The 17,288-nt window shown below is 61.3% G+C and carries 12 protein-coding genes; 1 reads left to right on the forward strand and 11 read right to left on the reverse strand.

Annotated features, from left to right (window positions below; genetic code table 11):
* Positions 1-112: 112 nt before the first annotated feature.
* The 11 genes from infB to AC1RJW_RS14215 all read right to left on the reverse strand — a co-directional run bounded on the left by infB (position 113) and on the right by AC1RJW_RS14215 (position 16,690).
* The gene (gene infB / locus AC1RJW_RS14165; RefSeq protein ID WP_034760145.1) at positions 113-2,971 is read right to left on the reverse strand and encodes a translation initiation factor IF-2; all 2,859 of its coding nucleotides are present in this window, start codon (positions 2,969-2,971) and stop codon (positions 113-115) included.
* A 46-nt stretch (positions 2,972-3,017) separates the two neighbouring features.
* The gene (nusA, locus tag AC1RJW_RS14170; RefSeq protein WP_034782529.1) at positions 3,018-4,583 is read right to left on the reverse strand and encodes a transcription termination factor NusA; all 1,566 of its coding nucleotides are present in this window, start codon (positions 4,581-4,583) and stop codon (positions 3,018-3,020) included.
* Complete coding sequence (rimP, locus tag AC1RJW_RS14175; protein ID WP_035828693.1) at positions 4,580-5,068, reverse strand: ribosome maturation factor RimP; 489 nt, start codon at positions 5,066-5,068, stop codon at positions 4,580-4,582. The genes nusA and rimP overlap by 4 nt, the downstream gene beginning before the upstream one ends.
* Positions 5,069-5,413: 345 nt before the next feature.
* Entirely contained in the window at positions 5,414-7,486 is a 2,073-nt protein-coding gene (rluB, locus tag AC1RJW_RS14180) for a 23S rRNA pseudouridine(2605) synthase RluB (protein ID WP_493045473.1), read from the reverse strand.
* Positions 7,479-8,273, reverse strand: a complete 795-nt coding sequence (gene scpB / locus AC1RJW_RS14185) for an SMC-Scp complex subunit ScpB (RefSeq protein WP_326457792.1) — start codon at positions 8,271-8,273, stop codon at positions 7,479-7,481. The genes rluB and scpB overlap by 8 nt, the downstream gene beginning before the upstream one ends.
* A gap of 398 nt (positions 8,274-8,671) precedes the next feature.
* Positions 8,672-9,691: a glucokinase gene (locus tag AC1RJW_RS14190; RefSeq protein WP_493045474.1), complete on the reverse strand. Its 1,020-nt coding sequence runs from the start codon at positions 9,689-9,691 to the stop codon at positions 8,672-8,674.
* Positions 9,692-10,068: 377 nt separating this feature from the next.
* The gene (locus tag AC1RJW_RS14195) at positions 10,069-11,031 is read right to left on the reverse strand and encodes a VTT domain-containing protein (protein WP_493045475.1); all 963 of its coding nucleotides are present in this window, start codon (positions 11,029-11,031) and stop codon (positions 10,069-10,071) included.
* A 27-nt stretch (positions 11,032-11,058) separates the two neighbouring features.
* Complete coding sequence (locus tag AC1RJW_RS14200; RefSeq protein ID WP_493045476.1) at positions 11,059-12,750, reverse strand: ABC transporter ATP-binding protein; 1,692 nt, start codon at positions 12,748-12,750, stop codon at positions 11,059-11,061.
* 9 nt (positions 12,751-12,759) lie between these two features.
* The gene (locus tag AC1RJW_RS14205) at positions 12,760-13,875 is read right to left on the reverse strand and encodes an ABC transporter permease (protein WP_493045477.1); all 1,116 of its coding nucleotides are present in this window, start codon (positions 13,873-13,875) and stop codon (positions 12,760-12,762) included.
* 9 nt (positions 13,876-13,884) lie between these two features.
* Complete coding sequence (locus tag AC1RJW_RS14210) at positions 13,885-14,823, reverse strand: ABC transporter permease (RefSeq protein ID WP_070219240.1); 939 nt, start codon at positions 14,821-14,823, stop codon at positions 13,885-13,887.
* Positions 14,824-14,851: 28 nt separating this feature from the next.
* Positions 14,852-16,690 carry an ABC transporter substrate-binding protein gene (locus tag AC1RJW_RS14215; RefSeq protein ID WP_493045478.1) on the reverse strand — a complete coding sequence of 613 codons (1,839 nt, stop codon included), beginning with the start codon at positions 16,688-16,690 and terminating at the stop codon, positions 14,852-14,854.
* Between the two features lie 115 nt (positions 16,691-16,805).
* Here AC1RJW_RS14215 and AC1RJW_RS14220 point away from each other — a divergent pair, with 115 nt between their 5' ends.
* Entirely contained in the window at positions 16,806-17,048 is a 243-nt protein-coding gene (locus AC1RJW_RS14220) for a hypothetical protein (RefSeq protein ID WP_493045479.1), read from the forward strand.
* The last annotated feature ends 240 nt before the right edge of the window (positions 17,049-17,288 follow it).

A 17,288-nucleotide genomic window follows, 5' to 3' on the forward strand; every position in this document is an offset into this window, starting at 1 on the left:
TTTTATGCTGTCCTAAGTGCCGCAGGGCGCATGGGTCAAACGGTTGCCCGTTGACCAATGCGCCCCACGTGTTTGCGCGGACAAAGATATGTCCGCGCCATTACTGCTGTGATTACAAGGTACGAGCGATTTCCTGGACTTCGAACACTTCCAGTGTGTCGCCAACCTGAATGTCGTTGTAGTTCTTCAGCGACAGGCCGCACTCCAGACCGGCGCGAACTTCTTTCGCATCGTCCTTGAAGCGCTTCAGGGAGTCGATCTCGCCGCTCCACACCACGATGTTGTTGCGCAACAGGCGGACGGAAGAAGCACGCTTGACCACGCCATCGGTGACCAGACAGCCGGCAATCGCGCCGACCTTCGAGACCAGGATAACCTGGCGGATCTCGACCTGGCCGATGACGGTTTCGCGTTTCTCTGGTGCCAACATGCCCGACAACGCCGATTTGATCTCGTCGATCGCATCGTAAATGATGTTGTAGTAGCGAATGTCCACGCCATTCGACTCGGCCAGCTTGCGTGCCTGGGCATCAGCACGGGCGTTAAAGCCGATGATGACCGCTTTCGAGGCAACTGCCAGGTTGACGTCCGATTCCGTGATGCCGCCGACGGCCGCGTGAACCACTTGTACGCGCACTTCGGAGGTCGACAGTTTCTGCAGCGAACCGACCAGCGCTTCTTGCGAACCTTGCACGTCGGTTTTGATGATCAACGGCAAGTTTTTCACTTCGCCTTCGGCCATCTGGTCGAACATGTTTTCCAGTTTCGCAGCTTGCTGTTTCGCCAGTTTCACGTCGCGGAACTTACCTTGACGGAACAGACCGATTTCACGCGCCTTGCGCTCGTCAGCCATGACGACGACTTCTTCACCGGCAACCGGCACTTCCGTCAGACCCTGGATTTCGACCGGAATCGATGGACCCGCTTCAGCGATGGACTTGCCGTTCTCGTCCAGCATGGCGCGAACACGGCCATACGAAGAGCCAGCCAGAATCACGTCGCCGCGCTTCAGGGTACCGGACTGCACCAGGATCGTCGCGACAGGACCACGGCCCTTGTCCAGACGCGCCTCGACTACCAGGCCGCGCGCTGGCGCATCGACCGGTGCCGTCAGTTCCAGCACTTCGGCTTGCAACAGCACTTGCTCCAGCAGATCGTCGATACCCTGGCCCGTTTTGGCCGATACCGGCACGAATGGCGATTCGCCACCGTATTCTTCCGGCACGACTTGTTCGGCGACCAGTTCCTGCGTCACGCGGTCAACGTTGCCGCCTGGTTTGTCGACCTTGTTGATCGCCACCACCAGCGGTACGCCGGCTGCTTTCGCATGGGCAATCGCTTCTTTCGTTTGCGGCATCACGCCATCGTCGGCGGCAACCACCAGAATGACGATGTCGGTTGCCTTGGCGCCACGGGCACGCATGGCGGTAAACGCTTCGTGGCCCGGGGTGTCGAGGAAGGTGATCATGCCGCGTGGCGTATCGACGTGATAAGCGCCGATATGCTGCGTAATCCCGCCCGCTTCGCCGGATGCCACCTTGGCGCGACGAATGTAATCGAGCAACGAGGTCTTGCCGTGGTCGACGTGACCCATGACGGTGACCACCGGTGCGCGTGGCTTGGTTTCGAAGTGTGCGTGTTCGCCCACGTCGGCCAGCAGCGCTTCCGGATCGTCCAGTTCGGCGGCGAACGCCTTGTGGCCCATTTCTTCCACCAGAATCATGGCGGTTTCCTGGTCCAGCACCTGGTTGATCGTGCACATCTGGCCCAATTTCATCAAATGCTTGATGACTTCGGATGCCTTGACGGACATTTTGTGCGCCAGTTCGGCCACGGTGATCGTTTCCGGTACGTGCACGTCCTTGACGACGGCTTCCGTCGGCGCCTGGAAGTTCGATTCACGGTCGTCATGGTGCGTCGGGCGACGGCCCTTCGCGCCACCGCGCCAGCTGTCACGGCCGCCTGGGCCGCTATTGCCGCGTGGCTTCGGACCACCGGTGGTGCCGCGTTTTTTCGCGTCATCGGACCAGGTGGACGACACATTCGCCGACTTGATGGATTTCTTGTCTGCAACAGCAGGCTTCTTGTCGCCCGGCTTGTCGCCAGGTTTCTTGTCAGCAGGCTTGTGCAGGGTGCCTTCCGGCGCCTTCGGCTTGACGGGAACCGGTACGGGTTCCGGTGCCTTGATGGCGCGGCGTGGCGCGTTCATCATGGCCTTGATCTGGGCGACTTCGTCGGCAACGGCCTTGCGTGCACGCTCGGTGGCTTCCGCTTTGTCAGCGGCTTCCTTGGCGGCAACAGCAGCGGCAGCGGCTTTCTTTTTCGCTTCTTCAGCGGCAGCGGCTTTTTTCGCTTCGGCGGCGGCGTCGTCAACGACAGGCGCAGCGGCGCTGGCGGCAGGCGCGGCAGCAGCTTTGGCAGCCGCTTTCTTCGCTTCCGCTTCAGCTTCTTTCTTCGCAGCAAGTTCAGCCTGTTGCGTGGCTTTCGCCTGGGCTTCTTTTTCCGCGTCGAGCTTGGCCAGACGTTCTTGCTTTTCGCGCAGATCGGCTTCCTGGCGGGCGATCAGTTCAGCCTGTTTACGGGCTTCTTCTTCACGGCGCGCCACGTCGGCGGGATCGATCACCGGTGCGGCAGGCGCGACCGGCTCTGCTGCGACCGGCGCAGCTTCGTCACGCTGGACGAAAGTGCGTTTCTTGCGCACTTCCACCTGGATGGTGCGCGATTTGCCGGTGGCGTCAGCTTGCTTGATCTCAGTCGTTTCCTTGCGGGTCACGGTGATTTTTTTCTTTTCTGTGTCAGCCGCTGCGCCGTGTGTGCGGCGCAGATGATCCAAAAGCTTGTCCTTATCATCTTTCGACAATGGATCTGACGTCGAACTTTTCTCGACGCCGGCAGAACGCAGCTGCGTCAGCAGCAAATCTGCAGGCATCTTCAGTTCGGTGGCAAATTGGGCTACGTTGTTACTCGCCATTCAGTCCTCTTTTCTATGTGTCGCGGAGATGATAAAGATACTCAAATTAAGCCTTTGCGGATTCGGCCAGACTCCATGCCTTGGCTTGCAACGCCTTGGCACGATCGTCGTATTTCGAGTCAACCAACTTCATCTCATCGTCGGTCACATCTTTAAATTCACTTGTAATCAGTTCACGCGCACGGTCCGCAGACAAGGCCAGGATTGCGCCAAATTCGTCGTATGCCAGTGCTGCAAATGCTTCAACGGTCTTGATACCAGCCAGACCCAGCTTGCCGGCGGTAATGCGGTCCATGCCTTCCAGACCCACCAACGCCTCGTCCATGCCTTCCAGACCCTCTTCCGAAGCAATCGCTTCGGTCACGAGCGCATCACGCGCACGGGTACGGAGTTCATTGACGGTATCTTCGTCAAACGATTCGATTTCCAGCATTTCGGAAATTGGCACGTAAGCGATTTCTTCCAGACTGGCGAAACCTTCTTCCACCAGAATATCGGCCACTTCCTGGTCGACATCGAGCTTTTCCATGAACAGGATGCGCACGGCAGCCGTTTCCTGGGCAGCTTTGTCAGCCGATTCTTCGGCCGTCATGATGTTGATCTTCCAGCCGGTCAGGTCCGAGGCCAGGCGCACGTTCTGGCCGGAACGGCCAATCGCGATTGCCAGGTTTTCTTCGTCCACGACGACATCCATCGCGTGTTTTTCTTCATCGACCATGATCGACGACACGTTCGCCGGCGCCAGGGCGCCGATGACGAACTGCGCCGGATCTTCCGACCACAGCACGATGTCGACGCGTTCGCCGCCCAGCTCGCCGGTCACGGCCTGCACGCGCGAACCGCGCATGCCGACGCAAGTACCGATCGGGTCGATGCGCTTGTCGGCCGTGTAGACGGCGATCTTGGCGCGCACGCCGGCATCGCGGGCTGCGGATTTGATTTCCAGCATGCCTTGTTCAATTTCCGGCACTTCCAGCTCGAACAGCTTCATAATGAATTCTGGCGCGGTACGCGACAGGATCACCTGCGGGCCGCGCATATTGCGGTCGATGCGCAAGATGAAAGCACGCACACGGTCGCCGATACGCAGATTCTCTTTCGGAATCATCTGGTCGCGTGGCAGACGTGCTTCGATCTTGCCCGATTCGACGATGGCGTCGCCACGTTCCATGCGCTTGATGGTGCCGGTGACGAGCGAATCGCCGCGCTCCAGGAAGTCGACCAGGATCTGTTCGCGCTCGGCGTCACGCACGCGCTGCAGGACCACCTGTTTGGTATCCTGGGCGAAACGGCGGCCGAATTCAACGGATTCGATCGGTTCTTCGATGTGGTCATCGACTTCGATATCGGAAATCTGTTCTTTTGCCTCGAAATGCAGGATCTCCTGATCCGGCAATTGCAGGCCCGCTTCATCGGGCACCACGTGCCAGCGGCGGAACGATTCGAATTCGCCCGTTTCGCGGTCGATCGAAACGCGGATGTCTACTTCACCCTCATACCGTTTCTTCGTGGCTTGCGCCAACGCGAATTCGAGGGCGCCGAAGACGACATCTTTATCGACGTTTTTTTCGCGCGCCAGCGCGTCAACCAATAATAAAACTTCGCGGCTCATGCTTTGCGTCCCTTAAAAACCACCTGCGGCACCAAGCGTGCCTTATCCACATCCGCGAGCGTAAACTCCAACATCGCCGGACCATCCTTACCTTCAAATTCCAACGACAATTTATCGCCCACGGGTTCTTGCAAGATCCCCTGGAACGATTTCCGGTTGTTCGTACCCGGCATCGCCACCATCAGCTTGACGATGATTTCCTGGCCTGCGAAACGGACAAAGTCTTCCAGCTTGCGCACCGGACGATCGAGACCCGGGGAAGAAATCTCGAGACGCTCGTAAGGAACGTTCTCTACCGTCAACACATGCGATAACTGGTGACTCACCGTGGCACAGTCTTCGACCGTGATCGGACCTTTTTCAGCGGCATCGGCGGCGCTGAAATCAATAAAGACGCGCAGCAGCCCGCGCTCGGCACGTTCGACATCAACGAGCTCATAGCCCAGACCTGTAACCGTCTTTTCAATTAATCCCAACTGCTGCAAGAAATTCTCCAGAAATAAGGCCCGTTTTCGGCATGCGAGCGCCGCATTGAGCGCCGACAACATGCAAAAACACGCATTCAAGTCATATATGGCCCCTTGTTGGCGCCATTACAAACGGTTCAACAAAAAAAAAATGGGCATCTGCCCATCTTCTTGTATTTCCCCAACCAGATGAAAGCACTCCCCACCAAACAACCCTGCGGAGAACTTTTATTAGGCTGCAGATTATAACCTCTTATTAACTTCGCCGCAATGCCGCACACGCGGAGCGGCCCGGCTTACAACAGTTACAAGAGCGCGCACCCGCCGCAGATGGGCGGGCGCGCAAGAAGAATCTCTTCCCGATTAACCTTTGCTGCGGCGGCGCGGCATGCCATCCATGCCGCCACGCGGCTGGCCACCGGAACGCGCTTGCCCACCGGCACCACCGCCGGCATTGCGGCGCGGCCCCGTATTAGCAAAGCCGAATGCCGTTTGCAGCGGATCGGGCTGGCGCGGACCGCGCTGCGGTGCGCGGCCTTCGCCACCCGGACGGCCCTGACCCTGGCCTGCCGCACGCGGCGGACGGCCCTGGCCTTGCGGCGCGCCTTCGAACGAAGCCGACGAGCGGGGCTGGCCGCCCTGGAACGGACCTTGCGGCTGGCCGCGGCCAGGACCACGCGCGTCGCCTGGACGGCCGGCGCCGCCTGGGCGGCCCTGGCCTTGCGGACGGGCAAACTGGCCTTGCGGCTGGCCACGGCGCGGCGCGACGGGGAACGGATCGGCGTTGCGGTTGCTCACATCGATACGGTTGCCATTTGGCTCGTCATCGCGGCCGGCCTTGCGCGCTTCGCGGCCCTTGGCGGCGCCGGCGGCACGGGGATCGCCCGAAGGCGGCATTTTCTTTTCGATGCCGTAGGCGGCCAGCAGGTCGCGCACGGTGTTTTCATCCATCTCTTCCCAGCGGCCGCGTTTCAGGCCGCTCGGCAGGGTCATGGCGCCGTAGCGGGTACGGATCAGGCGCGACACGGTCAGGCCGATGGCTTCGAACATGCGGCGCACTTCGCGGTTGCGGCCTTCGCCGATCACCACGCGGTACCACTTGTTGATGCCTTCGCCGCCGCCATCGGCGATCTTCGAGAACTGCGCCAGACCGTCTTCCAGCTCGACGCCGGCCAGCAGCTTCTGGCGCATGCCCTCTTCCAGCTCGCCCAGGGTACGCACGGCGTACTCGCGGTCGATGCCGTAGCGCGGGTGCATCAGGCGGTTGGCCAGGTCACCGGAGGTGGTAAACAGCAGCAAGCCTTCCGTGTTGAAGTCGAGGCGGCCGACGGCCAGCCACTTGCCAGCTTTCATGGTCGGCAGGCGGTCGAAGACAGATGGACGGCCGTCCGGGTCATTATGGCTGACGATTTCACCGGCAGGCTTGTGATACACCAACACGCGTGGCGGTTTCTTGCTGACGCGGCGCTGGATCAACTTGCCGTTGATGCGCACGTGGTCGCTCGGCAGGATGCGCTGGCCGATGTGGGCCGGCTCGCCATTCACGGACACGCGGCCCGAAATGATCAGGTCTTCCATGTCGCGGCGCGAACCGAGACCGGCTTCGGCCAGCACCTTGTGCAGCTTCGGCGCGTCGTCGTCGGACGTCAGGTCGCGGCGCACGGCCACTTTCTGCATGCGGCCCGTGCCGCCTTCTTCGCTGTCGAACGCGTCGGAAGTAACGAACGAGAAGACGGCATCAGCGTCGCTGAGTTTACCAGGCGCAGCCTGGCGGCCCTTGCCCTTCTTGCGGCTCTTGCCCGCATTCTTGCCGGCGCCCGGCACGTCGTTGCGCGGACCGCGCGGCAGGCGTGGACCGGAAACGAGGTTGCCTTCGGCATCGAACACATCGGCGACCGGCGCGGCAGCCTGCTCTGCGGCCGGCGCTGCTGCAACGGCTTCGGCGCCCTGCGGCGCTTCGGCGCGCGGCGGCTGGCGCAGCGCGCGTTCCGCCTGCACGCCACGCATCTGGCGCGGACCGCGGGTCGGGCGCGCTTCGGCCGGCTTGTCGGCGACGGCTTCCGGCGCCGTTTCAGCGACGGCGGCGGCGGCCTTGGCGGCGGCGCGGGCGCGCGGCGGACGCGGCGCCGGGGCGGCAACCGCCTCGGCTGCGGCTTCCGCGGCGTCGGCCACGGCCTTCAGGGCCGGCTTGGCGCGGGTTTTCTTGACGGCAGGCGCAGCTTCTACAGCAGAATCGGCAGCGGCGACGGGCGCATCGGCGGCCACGTCGGCTTTCGTGCGGCGCTTCGGCTTGGCCGCGGCGGCATCGCCGGCGGCGGCAGCAACGGCAGCAGCGGCCGTATCGACTTCGATCTGGGCCTTGGTGCGGCGCTTGGGCTTGGCAACGATGGCTTCGTCGCTGGCGGTTACTGTCTCGGGTGTGTTCGGATTATTCATTCTTCGTTTCTTGGCTGTGCTGACCTGGCGCAGCGTCAACCGTTAGTTCTGGCGCAGGGTCGTGAGTGTAGGCTTCGTCCGTGGGCGAAGCATCGGGGCCGGCATCAAGGCTTGCTGTCACATCTACATCTGTCACAGCCGTATTGCTACCTGCACCAAGCTGGTGGGCAACGTCATTCGTTGCTTTATCAAAATTTTCCTGCAGGGCCGCTTCCAGGGCTTCGAGCCCATTGCCCTGCATCTCGCTGATTTGCTGCAAAGGCGGCAGCTGGGACAGCGATTGCAAACCCAGGTCATCCAAAAACTGCTTGGTGGTGGCCAGCAAGGCCGGCCGTCCCACCACGTCGCGGTAGCCGATGGCATCGACCCAGCCACGGTCTTCCAGCATCTTGATCGTCTGCGAATTGACGGCAACGCCGCGAATCTCCTCGATATCGCCGCGCGTCACCGGCTGGCGGTAGGCGATGATGGCGAGGGTTTCCAGGGTCGCCCGCGAATACTTGGGCGGCCGCTCGGGCGTCATGCGATCGAGATACATCTTCATTTCCGGGCGGCTTTGAAAGCGCCAGCCCGAAGCCAGACTGACGATCTCGATGCCGCGCCCTTCCCACTCCTGCCGCAACTCTTCCAGCAACTGCTTGATCGTGTCGGCACCGACGCCGACACCGCGCACGCGACCGTTCTCGTCCGCATCGACGAACAGCTTCTTCAAGCTGTGGATCGTCAACGATTCACGAGCGCACAGCAACGCGGTTTCGAGGACTTTTTTAGCCTCAATTGTATTCATAGCAATTCTGTGCGGATGTGTGTTGCAATTCGTATGCAGAGAAAGAAATCAAAAACGTTCATTTCAACGTAACAGGTGGCAGACATCGATGATGACGCCATGCTGGGTTACTAGTTGAGGCTGTTTTTCCGACGCCTTGGCCGATGCGCGCAAAGCGGGATTAAAGCGGATGCAGTGAAAGTCCTGCCATCCATGGTGCTGGCCTTAAATAACCAGCAATGAAACGAACTCCGGAGCAGCTGCTTTTCCCGTGGCGACGAAACAGCCAGACAGGAGAGCGACAGTCGTCGTTTCATCCAACGATGCCAATTGTACCTGATAAAAAGCGGAAAAGCGCAAAACCGGGCAAAACACACGTTTTACCCGGTCCTGGCACGACACATCGCCCGCTGCCCGCATCACTGGGAGGCGAGTTTCTCCGAGAGAATGGCCGATGCGCCCAGGAAAGCTGGGTATTGCGCCGTGATGACGAAGGTCGGCACTTGCGACACATAATTGGCGAAGCGGCCCTTGCGCTCGAAGCGGGCGCGGAAGCCGGAGCGGTCGAAACGCGCCCCCAGGCGCGGCACGATGCCGCCGCCGATGTAAATGCCGCCCAGCGCGCCCAGGGTGACGGCGACGTTGCCCGCCACGGTGCCCAGCATGCAGCAGAATGCTTCGATGACGTCGTCGCACAGCTGGGATTCGCCGGCCAGCGCGCGGCGCGTGATTTCCGCCGCCGGCAAGTCTTCCGCCGGCACGCCGGCGCGGTCGGCCAGGGCGCGGTAGATCAGTTCCAGGCCATCGCCGGAAATCAGGCGCTCGGCCGAGACGTGCTCGTATTCGCGCCAGGCGAATTGCAGGATGCTCACTTCGGTTTCATTGAACGGCGCAAAGCTGACGTGGCCACCTTCGCTTTGCAGGGCGATCCAGCCGCCGTGCGACGGAATCAGGCCCGACACGCCCAGACCCGTGCCGGCGCCGATCAGGCCGATGGCCGTGTTCGGTCGGGCCGTACCCGCGCCCACCTGGTGCTTTTGCTCGCTCGACAGCTGCGGCAAGGAACGCGCCAGGGCCGTGAAATCGTTGACCACGTCCAGGGTCGTGAAGCCGCACTCTTCGCGCATGGCGCGGATCGAGAACGACCAGTGGTGGTTCGTCATGCTGAGGAAGTCGCCGTCGACGGGGTTGGCAATGGCGATCACGGCATGGCGCACGGCTTGCCCGCCTGCGGCAGCGACGTGCGGCAAGGCCAGGTAGGCTTGCAGGGCGGCGGACAGGCTCGGGTAGTCGGCACAGGGCAGCACTTCCACCAGGGTGATGTGGCCGGCGGCCACTTCCAGGGCGAAACGGGCATTCGTGCCGCCCACGTCGGCCAGCAGGCGCGGTCCATCGGCAAAGGCGGAAGTCGGCAGTACAGGGGAAGACGAAGCGCTCATGATTTTAAATGATGAAGTGGGACGCATGGGACGCCAAGCTTAAAGGATGAATGCGCCCGGAGGCAAGCAAAGTTTGTAGTTTAAGTACATCAAAACAAGCCTTTATTGGTAGTTCCACTCCAAATGCAACAGGCAAGGCCAAAGTTACTCAAAAGCAATGATTTATAGTAAGTGCTCGCACTCATCAGGCGCGCCAAAAGCATGCTGCACAGCAGCAGGAGTCACCGTGAAAACAGAGTATGCCGCAGTTTGCGCAAAGCCGCCTTGTATGGTGCGGCGCTGGGGCGGCGCTGCCGTCCTGGCCGCCCCGCGAAGGTGTTTTCGTATTATTACTACCGGTTTTACTGCCCGCCGGCGATGCGGCCGGCATGCGCAAATCAGGAGGGCAAGCCTTCGCCCAGCAGGCTGGCGGGCGCCGGCTGGTCCGAGCGGTAGGCGGCATTCCACGCATCGAGGCCGCCATGCAGGGGCTTGGCCCGGTGAAAGCCGTGCTGGTGCAGCAGCTTGGCCACTTGCGCGGCCGTCACGTCGTTGGGACAGCTGCAATACACGATGATGTGGCGGTCCTTGTCCATGGCGATCATGGCGGGCACGGGTTCCTTGCCATTGAAGAACAAGGCGCCCGGCACGGCCGGTTCCAGCGCCTGCGCCGTGGCGCTGCGCGCGTCGACCATCAGCGGCTCCTCGCCCTGCTCGATGAGTTCCAGCAATTCATCGATGCCGATGCGCTCGATCTGCAAGGCCTGGCGGAAACGCCGGCGTTCGAGGAATTTGTACAGCAGGAACAAGCCCAGCAAGGCGGCCAGCATCAGCAAGGCCGTGCTGCCCATGGTGCTGAGCAAGTCGAGCACCTGCTGCACGCTGGCGTGAAAGATCACGCCGACGACGATGCCCGTGCCGCTCCACAGCAAGGCGCCCAGGCCCGCGTACAGGAAGAACAGGCGCGGCGGCGTGCCCAGCGCGCCCGACATGGGCGCGGCCACGGTATTGAATCCCGGCACGAACTTGGACACGATCAGGGCTTTCGGGCCCCAGCGCTTGAATTTGTCTTCCGTCTGGCTGACGCAGTAATCGGGCGACAGCGAGATGCGGCACAGCAGGCGCAGGATGCGCTTGCCGAAATGCCGGCCCGCGCGGAACCACGTGAAGTCGCTGATCAGGCAGGCGCCCAGCGCGGCAGCCAGCACCAGCGCCCCATTCATGTCGCCGTCGACGGCCAGCGCCCCCGCCACCACGAGGATGGGAAAGGCGGGAATCGGCAGGCCGAGCTGCTCCACCAGCACGATGCCAAAGACAATCAGGACACCGTAATGTTCGAGCAGATAAATGAGGTTGGGCATGGGCGCTATCTTACCGTAAAAGCGTGTTTAGATTTGCACGCCCTTCGGTATCGCACTCAATAGGGTGCGCGTGTACGGATGCACGGGATTGCGGTACAGCTCGTCCGAATCGGCCAGCTCCACCACCTGCCCCTTGTGCATCACCATCACCTGGTCGGCGATGTATTTGACGACGGACAAATCGTGCGAGATGAAGATGTAGGACAATCCGAATTCATCCTGCAAATCCTGCAGCAGGTTGAGCACTTGCGCCTGCACCGAGACGTCCAGCGCCGACACGGATTCGTCGCAGACCAGAATTTCCGGCTGCATGGTCAGGCAGCGGGCAATGGCGATACGCTGGCGTTGGCCACCGGAAAACTCGTGCGGATAGCGGTGGAAAGCCTGTTCCGGCAATCCCACCTTGTCGAGCAGCCAATAGGCCTTGGCGATGCGTTCCTGGTCGGTCGCGCCGATCTTGTGGATGCGCATGGGTTCGAGCAAAATCTGCCCCACCGTGAAGCGGGGATTCAAGGAGGCGTACGGATTCTGGAAGATGATCTGGATGCGGCGTTTATAGGGCAAATACTCCTTGTTCGGCATGGCAATCAGATCCTTGCCGTGGAACATGGCGGTGCCGCCCGTCGCCTGGTGCAGGCGCAGCAGGGTGAGGCCCACCGTCGTCTTGCCGGAGCCGGATTCGCCCACCACGCCCAGGGTTTTTCCGCGCGGCAAAGTAAACGACACATCCTTGACGGCCTGGAATTCGCGCTTGCCGAACAGGCCCTCGCGCGTATAAAAACTTTTACTGAGATTATTCACCACCAGCACCGGTTCGTCGCCCGGCGTGTAGCCGCGCGTGCGCTGCTTCACCTCGACGCCGGGTCCGGCCTTGCCCTCCATGTAGTCGGCAATGACGGGCAGGCGCCACGGGCGCTCGTCCAGCGAGGGGCGGCAATGCAGCAACGCCTTGGTGTAGCTGTCTTGCGGGGATTCAAATACTTGCCGCACTTCCCCCGTTTCGCGCACTTCGCCGTGGCGCATAACGATCACCTGGTCGGCGATCTCTCCCACCAGGCCCAGGTCGTGGGTAATGAACAGCACGGACATCTGGTGTTTCTTTTGCAGCGCCGCGATCAGGTCCATGATCTGCTTCTGGATCGTCACGTCCAGCGCCGTCGTCGGTTCGTCCGCGATCAGCAGTTTCGGTTCGCAGGCGATCGCCATGGCGATCATCACGCGCTGCTGCTGGCCGCCCGACATCTGGCTCGGGTAGGCGTCGATCTTGGTGGCGGGATCGGGTATGCCCACTTCCTCGAGCAATGCCAGGGTGCGCGCGCGCGCCTGCTTGCGGTTCATGCCCATGTGCTGGCGCAACACTTCGGCGATCTGGAAGCCGACCGTGAACACGGGGTTGAGCGACGACATCGGTTCCTGGAAGATCATCGAGATATCCTTGCCGCACATGGTACGGCGCTCGGCGATCGACAATTGCAGCAAATCGCGCCCGCCGAAATGGATGCTCGATGCGGGATCGATGATGGTGTTATCCGGCGGCAACAAGCCCATCACGGCCAGGGAGCTGACGGACTTGCCGCTGCCCGACTCGCCCACCAGGGCGACGGTGCTGTTGCGCGGCACGTTGAACGAGATGCCCTTGACGGCCTCGAACGTGGTCTTCTTGTCCAGGCGGAAGGTGACGCGCAGGTCGCGCACTTCCAACAGGTTATTCTGGTCCATGAGCAACTCCTATTTCACTTTGGGGTCGAGCGCATCGCGCAAGGCATCGGTAAACAGCGAGAACGCCGTCACCAGCACGGCCATCGCCGTGGCGGCCGCTGTCAGCTGCCACCATTTGCCCAGGATCAGTTCATTTTGTGCCTCGTTGAGCATGCTGCCCCACGAAACGGTGCCCACCGGCACGCCAAAGCCGAGGAAACTCAGGATCACTTCCGCCTTGATGAAGCCCACCACGAGGATCGACATTTGCACCAGAGCAACGTGACTCACGTTCGGGAAGATGTGCGAGAACATCTTGCGCCAGTGCGAAGCGCCGATGGCGTCGGCCGCCATCACGTATTCGCGCGCCTTGTGCTTGATGTATTCGGCGCGTATGAGCCGGTACGGCCCCGTCCAGCCCGTCAAACCGAGGATCAGCACGATGGTCAGCACGCCCTTCTGCTGCAGCACGGCCGCCACCGTCAAGATCATCAGGATCGACGGAATCGACGTGAAGATGCTGTAGAACCAATTAAAAAAGTCATCGACGATGCCGCCGAAGTAGCCGGACACGGCGCCAAACAGGGTGCCCAGCACCACGGCCAGCAAGGCTGCCACCAGGCCCACGACGATCGACGTCTCGCCGCCCTTGATGGTTTTCTGCAGGATGTCGTGGCCCCACTTGTCGGCGCCGAACGGCAAGGTTGCCGCCTTGTGCGCGATCAGCTTCTTCGTCTTGCCCATGCCGGCGCGCAAGGCCGTCAAGTCGTCGGCCAGCGGGTCGGTGACGCCGTACATCTCCACGCCGGCAGATGGATTGCTGCCCATCTGCGCGCGCAGTTCCGCGATATCGTCGGCCAGCGGGTCGAGCACGTTGACGGGTGTCGGCGCGCTGCGCTCGTCGGCCAGGGGAATGGCGCCGTCGGCGGCGCCGGCCACATCCTTGTCGGCACCGACAAACGTGGGCGGCGCATAGCTGACGGCCACTTCGTCTTCCCAGTTCGCCGCCACCAGGCCGCTGGCGGACGCCAGCACCAGCAGGAAAAATGCGCCGACCACGGCCAGCGATACCATTGCAATCTTGTCGCCGCGCAAACGGCGCCACGCCAGGGCCCACAGGCCGGGCGATGTATGAGGTTTCGACATCGTCTCTTTCTACTTCAGTTGTACGCGAGGATCGACCGCCTGGTACAGCAGGTCGGTGAGCAGGTTGAAGAGCATGGTGGCGGCGGCAACATACACGGTGATCGCCTTGATCACCGGAAAGTCGCTGCGCTCGACGGCCAGGATCACTTCACGCCCGATGCCGGGGATGCCGAAGAAACGTTCCAGCAGGAAAGCGCCGATCAGCAGGGCCGGCAAGTTCGACATCACATAGGTAATGATGGGAATGCCGGCATTGCGCAGCACGTGGACCCACATGATGCGGCCTTCCTTCAAGCCCTTGGCGCGTGCCGTGCGCACGTAATCCTGGTTGGCCTCGTCCAGCACGAAGGTGCGGAACAGGCGCAGGGTCGGCGCGATGGACACGGCCAGGCCGATCAGAATCGGCAGGGTCGAATAGCGCAGCAGGTTTTCCCAGAAGCTGTCGCCCCAGCCCTGCACGGGGAACAGGCCCAGCTTGTAGGCAAAGCCGTACTGGAAGACGATGATGTAGACGAGGATGGAAATCGACATGCCCACCGTGCAGGCGATCATCACCATGCGGTCCGTCAGCGAACCGCGCACGAACGCGATGGCCAGCGCCAGCGCCACGCCGAAGAAGGTTTCCAGCACGGTCAGCGGGATCAGCACCATCATCGACGGCCCCAGGCGCGAGGTGATGATGTGCGACACGGACTCGCCGGTCGCCCAGCTTTGACCGAAATCAAAGGTGACGATCTGCTTGATGAAGATCCACAGCTGCACGTAATACGGCTGGTCGACGCCCAGCTGGCGGCGGATGTTGGCGATGCTTTCCGCACTCGACATCTTGCCGGCCAGGATGTAGGCGGGGTCGCCGCCCACCCAGTTAAACAATATAAACACCAGCAGGACGACGCCCAGCATGGTGGGCAGCATCTGCCACAAGCGGCGCAGGATATAAGCAAACATAATGATTCCTTGTTGTTATAAGCGTCGCTTATTTATTGGCCGAGGCCGCAGAGGCTGGCGCCGCTGGCGCGCCCGTGCTGTCGATATCCATGTACGCCCATTCCTGGAACAGGATCGGGTGCTTCTTGTAGCCCAGCACCGACTTTTGCGCCAGCATGTTGCGGTAGCGCGCGTAGCCGATCAGGGCGCCCGCATTGACTTCCAGGCGGCGCGCCATCTTGTGGAACAGCTCGTCGCGCTCGGGGCTGGCCGGCATGGCCTGGCTGGCCGCGTACCATTTGTCGTACTCGGGGTCCTGGTAGCAGCCGTTGTTGTTCTGGTGCGTGTTCGGGCCATAGAACAGCTGCATGAAGTTGTCGCCGTCCGGATAGTCGGCCAGCCACGGCGCCGTGCGCGTCTGCATCTTGCACTGCTTTTCCGTCTTCAAGATATCGGAAAAGATCATGCGGTCGTTTTCCATGCGGATGCCCAGCGAGTTGTACGTCTTGCGCCACATTTCCGCCTGCAGCACGCCGTTGGCTTCGTTGCGCGAAGCGTAGCGGATCAAGAGCGGTTTGCCATCCGGCAAGGTACGCCAGCCATCGGCGCCCTTCTTGTAGCCGAATTTATCGAGCAGCTTGTTCGCCAGCACGGGATCGTATTGCAGCAGGGATTTATAGTGCGGGTCGTAGCCGACGACACCGGGCGGTATCGGATAGTCGAGGCGCTTGGCCTGGCCATTCCAGATGATGCGGATTTCTTCATCAATATTGTGCGCCATGGCAATGGCGCGGCGCAGGGCGATCTTTTCCTTGCTGAAGCCGCCGAGGGTCGGATCTTCCATATTCCAGTAGTAATAGCTGATCTCGGGATCCAGCAGGCGCGACAGTTGCACGCCCTTCTCCGCCAGCTCGGGACGCAGCTTGCCGTTCAGCAATGCCTTCGGCGCCAGCGGGCCATCGAGCCAGAACACGTCCGTGCCGCCGCTCTGGAACGACAGCCAGCGCGACTGGTCTTCGATCATCACGGAAATTTCGATGCGGTCGATGGCGGGAATGCGCTTGCCCTGCATCTGGCGCACGATGCGCTGGTCGTCCGGGTCGTCGCCGGCCATGAAATTCCACGTTTCCGGCAAGTGCTGCGGGTTGCGGTTCAGGACGATGCGGTTGCCGCGCGTCCATTCGCCCAGGGTGTAATAGCCGGTGCCGACGGGATTCGAACCCACTTCGCCCTTCACGTCGCCGTATTTGTCCACCACTTCGCGCGCCACGGCGGCCGTCGGCACGTAGGCGAGAATCATGGGGAAATTGAAATCGGTCTTGGTCAGCGAGATGCGCAGGGTGTACGGGTCGAGGATTTCCAGTCCCGCCACCTTCTTGCTGTAATCGAGCTTGTTCGACTTGGCCGCGTCCTTCGCCAGGTCGTCCAGGCCCACCACCTTGCCTTCGAACAGCCAGCTGTGCGGCGACGCCAGGCGCGGGTCGAACAAACGCTTCCACGAATACACATAGTCGGCCATCGTCAGTTCGCGGCGCTTGCCGCCGAACGCGGCGTCCGGCGTGTACAGGATGCCTTTTTTCAGGCGGATGGTGTAGGTCTTGCCATCGGCGGACACTTCCGGCATGGCGGCCGCCGCGCCCGGCACCACCTTGACGGGGCGCGCCAGATAATCATAGGTGTACAGGGTGTCGAAGACAGCCTGCGTGATGTGGTTCGAATACAGGTCGCGCGCGGTGGCCGGATCGAAGCCCGTCTCGGCGGCCGGCAAGATATAGCGCAAGGTTTTCACGGGCGCAGCTGCGGGAGCGGCGTCAATGGCAACGGCCGCCAGCGGCAGGGTGGCCAGGCAGGCGAGCAGCGCCATGCGCCGCATCCATGGTGACTTCATGTAATACCCTTCATCTCGATTATCTGTCGCACCGTATTGGTGCGCTTGTACTGGCTTCCCCCTGGGATACAGGATTCCACCGCCAAAACCAGTCCATCCTCGCAAGATCTATGCCTTGTTCGCCACCAGCCGCGCCGATGAATTGACGAGCTGGAAAACGCGTAACGATAACGCATATTTTGCATGCCGGGCGAAAAGCCGCGGCACTTCTGGCGTGCGCAGCAACACCCACCCGCACCACCGGCGAAATTTTCCGCATCGCAACATCGCCTGGACGATGCCGCGCAAAAGCGCATTGGTAGAAACCCTTACGTCCATGAATGAGCGGGTTTTCGATCAGGCGGCAGAAAACGCATAACGCAGCGCAACATTAAAATAATTGCCAATATAAAAACATCCAAACATTATAAAAAACACTGTTGTTTCCATGCTGAAAGGTTACATGTGCGCGTTGACAATGTTTCATGGCAAATGGTCTTATCAGTGGCGGCAATTCACAATTTGCCGCTTGACCCACAGCGATTGCCGACGCAGCAATCTTTTTTAGACTAGCGACGTTGTGCCTTAAAAACGCCAACCTCGCTTTTTTCGGAGTTTC

It is taken from the genome of Janthinobacterium sp. GW822-FHT07A03 (assembly GCF_058798815.1).

What these genes read in the sequence shown, in the direction of transcription:
- infB (WP_034760145.1), bottom strand. Translation starts at nt 2,971, where the DNA reads ATGGCGAGTAACAACGTAGCCCAATTTGCCACCGAACTGAAGATGCCT.
- nusA (WP_034782529.1), bottom strand. Translation starts at nt 4,583, where the DNA reads ATGAGCCGCGAAGTTTTATTATTGGTTGACGCGCTGGCGCGCGAAAAA.
- rluB (WP_493045473.1), bottom strand. Translation starts at nt 7,486, where the DNA reads ATGAATAATCCGAACACACCCGAGACAGTAACCGCCAGCGACGAAGCC.
- scpB (WP_326457792.1), bottom strand. Translation starts at nt 8,273, where the DNA reads ATGAATACAATTGAGGCTAAAAAAGTCCTCGAAACCGCGTTGCTGTGC.
- AC1RJW_RS14190 (WP_493045474.1), bottom strand. Translation starts at nt 9,691, where the DNA reads ATGAGCGCTTCGTCTTCCCCTGTACTGCCGACTTCCGCCTTTGCCGAT.
- AC1RJW_RS14195 (WP_493045475.1), bottom strand. Translation starts at nt 11,031, where the DNA reads ATGCCCAACCTCATTTATCTGCTCGAACATTACGGTGTCCTGATTGTC.
- AC1RJW_RS14200 (WP_493045476.1), bottom strand. Translation starts at nt 12,750, where the DNA reads ATGGACCAGAATAACCTGTTGGAAGTGCGCGACCTGCGCGTCACCTTC.
- AC1RJW_RS14205 (WP_493045477.1), bottom strand. Translation starts at nt 13,875, where the DNA reads ATGTCGAAACCTCATACATCGCCCGGCCTGTGGGCCCTGGCGTGGCGC.
- AC1RJW_RS14210 (WP_070219240.1), bottom strand. Translation starts at nt 14,823, where the DNA reads ATGTTTGCTTATATCCTGCGCCGCTTGTGGCAGATGCTGCCCACCATG.
- AC1RJW_RS14215 (WP_493045478.1), bottom strand. Translation starts at nt 16,690, where the DNA reads ATGAAGTCACCATGGATGCGGCGCATGGCGCTGCTCGCCTGCCTGGCC.